The 2,903-nt window shown below is 47.8% G+C and carries 3 protein-coding genes and 1 tRNA gene; 1 reads left to right on the top strand and 3 read right to left on the bottom strand.

Going from position 1 to position 2,903, the window contains the following annotated elements:
• Positions 1-89 precede the first annotated feature (89 nt).
• The 3 genes from H9X84_RS12725 to H9X84_RS12715 all read right to left on the bottom strand — a co-directional run bounded on the left by H9X84_RS12725 (position 90) and on the right by H9X84_RS12715 (position 2,548).
• Positions 90-163 (bottom strand) — tRNA-Met (locus H9X84_RS12725).
• 92 nt (positions 164-255) lie between these two features.
• A complete protein-coding gene (locus H9X84_RS12720) occupies positions 256-1,005 on the bottom strand; it encodes a M48 family metallopeptidase (RefSeq protein WP_205134621.1) in 750 nt (249 codons plus the stop codon).
• A gap of 124 nt (positions 1,006-1,129) precedes the next feature.
• Complete coding sequence (locus H9X84_RS12715) at positions 1,130-2,548, bottom strand: sigma 54-interacting transcriptional regulator (RefSeq protein WP_205134620.1); 1,419 nt, start codon at positions 2,546-2,548, stop codon at positions 1,130-1,132.
• A 208-nt stretch (positions 2,549-2,756) separates the two neighbouring features.
• On the opposite strand from H9X84_RS12715, the gene H9X84_RS13425 reads away from it, so the two are divergent.
• On the top strand, positions 2,757-2,903 hold a 147-nt coding region (locus H9X84_RS13425; RefSeq protein ID WP_205134622.1), incomplete at its 3' end, for an acyl-CoA dehydrogenase family protein.

The following is a 2,903-nucleotide window of genomic DNA, read 5'->3' as shown; positions in this document are numbered from 1 at the left end:
GGGGACCCCGGAAATATCAGGTTCTGCATGAGACATTTCCGGAACATACAAAAAGACACCATACCTGGTGGTATGATGTCTTTTAGAAATAGCGGAGACAGGATTTGAACCTGCGACCTCCGGGTTATGAGCCCGACGAGCTACCGGACTGCTCTACTCCGCGTCATCTCTATTTGAAAGTATAGCACGTTAGGGGGGATTTGTCAAGAAAAGAGTCCTCTGTCCATGGAAAAAAGGAAGGTTTTTCCGGGAGAATCATATGCCGTCTTTGAATTCCGTTTCCAGGAGTTCCTTTCTCGCCTTCCAATCGGGCATGCGTTCTTCCATGAGGCGATAGAATTTTTTGCTGTGGTCGGGCTGGCAGAAATGAAGCAGTTCATGGAGGACGACCTGTTCGATACATTCCGGGGCGGCTTTCATCAGCTGAAGATTCAGGCGGATCGAGGCGCCTTCCACGGTACAGCTGCCCCAGATGCTACGCATATTGCGGATCTGGATAGAAGGATAGGGGACTTCCAGTTCTTTGACCAGAGGGTAGATCTGCTCCAGAATTTTGGGGAATACGGTTTCCGCTTCCTTTCGCAGCCATTCCAGATATTCGGAACGAAGCTCCTGGGGATGGATCTGACGGGTAACCATATGGACGGAGGTCTCCGTCCGGGTGATCTGGGGGCTGCCCTGGGCCAGCGTCAGCGTCAGAGGTTTTCCTAGATAGTAAACGGTTTTTCCATCGTGGAGCATGCCGGATGGCTGGGCGTGGCGCAGTTTTTCCACCTCCGCCAGATGGGTGATGATCCACAGGGCTTTGGACTGCACAAATTCCTCGATGACGGAAAAAGGCACCCGTTTTGCGGCGGAGACGACCACCTGACTGTATTTGTTGACCCGCAGATTGATATATTTTACGTCTTTGCGGATCAGCTGATATTCGATTTCTATGCCTTCATATTCAATGGAATGTGTTTCGCTGTGGGCTTCCATAGGGCCAAGACTCCTTCTTTTCATATCAGTTTTCCCTTTTTCGGGGAAAAAATAACTGTTTTTTATTTTACATGGTACAACGGCAAATGTCCAGAAAAAACATTTGCCGTCCTGTATGCCAAAAAACAAGGGAAAACAGAGGAATTCCTTAATTTTTGGACTGCTTTTTTAAGAAGTACGCTACTTTATAATAGGGAAGGGATACCCCCATCGCTTCCAGCTGGTGGGAGATTTTTCTGGGGCCCATGCCGCATTTAGACTGTTCCAGAATAAAATCAGCGATCTGTGGGGTAATGAGCTGTTCCGGTTCCTTTGGTTCCGGCTGCGGCTCTGCCGCCGGCTGTTCCGGTGTCAGCTCGAAGGGGATATGTTCGATGCCAACCACGGTGGTGATCTCCTTTTTTTCACCAACGTCCTCAATGAGGGGGGAGGAGGCGTCGATGCTGTAATTGATGACATCCCGCATCTGACGGATATTTCTGGGATAAACGGCGTTTAGGACGGCATGTTTTGCCTCCGGCGTAAATTCCACATGGTAACGGATGCGGTGGGCTTCCCAGACGGCCTCCTCATAGCGGCGGACAAAATGACGGAAGAGCTGGTCCTTTTCCGCCAGAGAGCGTTCCCGCAGAGCCGGCAGATGCATTTCATACTGGCCCAGACGCTGATACAGCTCCGGAAGGAATACCTCGTGCAGGTTTTTGGTGGAGGCGGCAATGACAATGACATTGATATCGATTTCTTTGGTATCACCGATCCGGCGGATCTTGCCGGACTCGATGGCCTTCAGCAGCAGGCTTTGATAATTTTCGATGGTATGGGCCTCATCCAGAAAGAGGATACCGCCGTTGGCCTGCTCGAAAAGACCTTTTTTCTTTTTGGAGCCGGTATAGGCGCCTTCCACGGAGCCGAAGATTTCCATGGCGGCAATATCCGGATTGGTGAACTGGGCGCAGTTGATTTCGATAAAAGGGGCGTTTTTGCCAATGACGCCGATCTCCTTGGCGTAATTATAAATCAGATTGGCCAGCATGGTTTTGCCGGTGCCGGATTCGCCGGTGATGATGGAGTGGCGGGGGCCGCCCAGAGAGCCTACGATCTTTTTGGCCTGTTTATAGATATGCTGCATGGTGCCCATATGGACCACATGCTGATAATCCGCCTCTGGTTTTGTGAGACTGACCTGCATTTCCAGGTGTTTGATTTTGCCGTTGAGCTGGTCGATCTCCTGAATGTCCTGAAAGACGGAAAAGGCGCCCAGAAATTCTCCTTCAATAAAAATAGGATAGGAATTGACGACATATTTTTTCGGAGGAACAAAATGGATTTTTTTATCCAGTATGGGCTGCCGATTCTCCAATACAGCCAGCAGTACCGCGTCGGGATAAAATTCGGAAATGGGATGGCCCAGCATATCCTCCGGGCGCTGATTGACATAGTTGGCGGAAATACGATTGACGTATACCAGAATCCCCTCTGTATCCACCACATTGATGCCGTCATTGGTATGATCCAGGATGGTGGGGATAATGTTCGAAGAAAAAAACAATTTTTTTGTCAATTTCATAATCGGGGTCCTTTCTACATTTTGTTGTAATACTGTGTTAGAATACGTATTTTTAAAAATATTCTAACATTCTTTCTAACAAAAAACCAGTCATTTTTGATAAAAAAGATAGAAAAAACGGAAAAAACATTGTTGGCACGATTCTTGCTCTTATAATGAATCGTTAGAATAATAACAAATTGCCTATGATTTAAGGAGGACACAGATTATGGAGTTTGGATTTTCAAAGGAACAGGTACTGTTGAAAGACTTGTACAGAAAATTCGCTGAAACAGAAGTAAAACCTTTGGCGGAAGAACTGGACGAAGAAGAAAGATTCCCCGTGGAAACAGTAAAGAAACTGGCTAGATACGGC

The sequence above is a fragment of the Anaerotignum lactatifermentans genome (assembly GCF_016902535.1).
Classification (GTDB): Bacteria; Bacillota; Clostridia; order Lachnospirales; family Anaerotignaceae; genus Anaerotignum; species Anaerotignum lactatifermentans_A.
The sequence above is the reverse complement of the archived record's forward strand: the minus strand, read 5'-3'. Positions and strand labels throughout refer to the sequence as shown.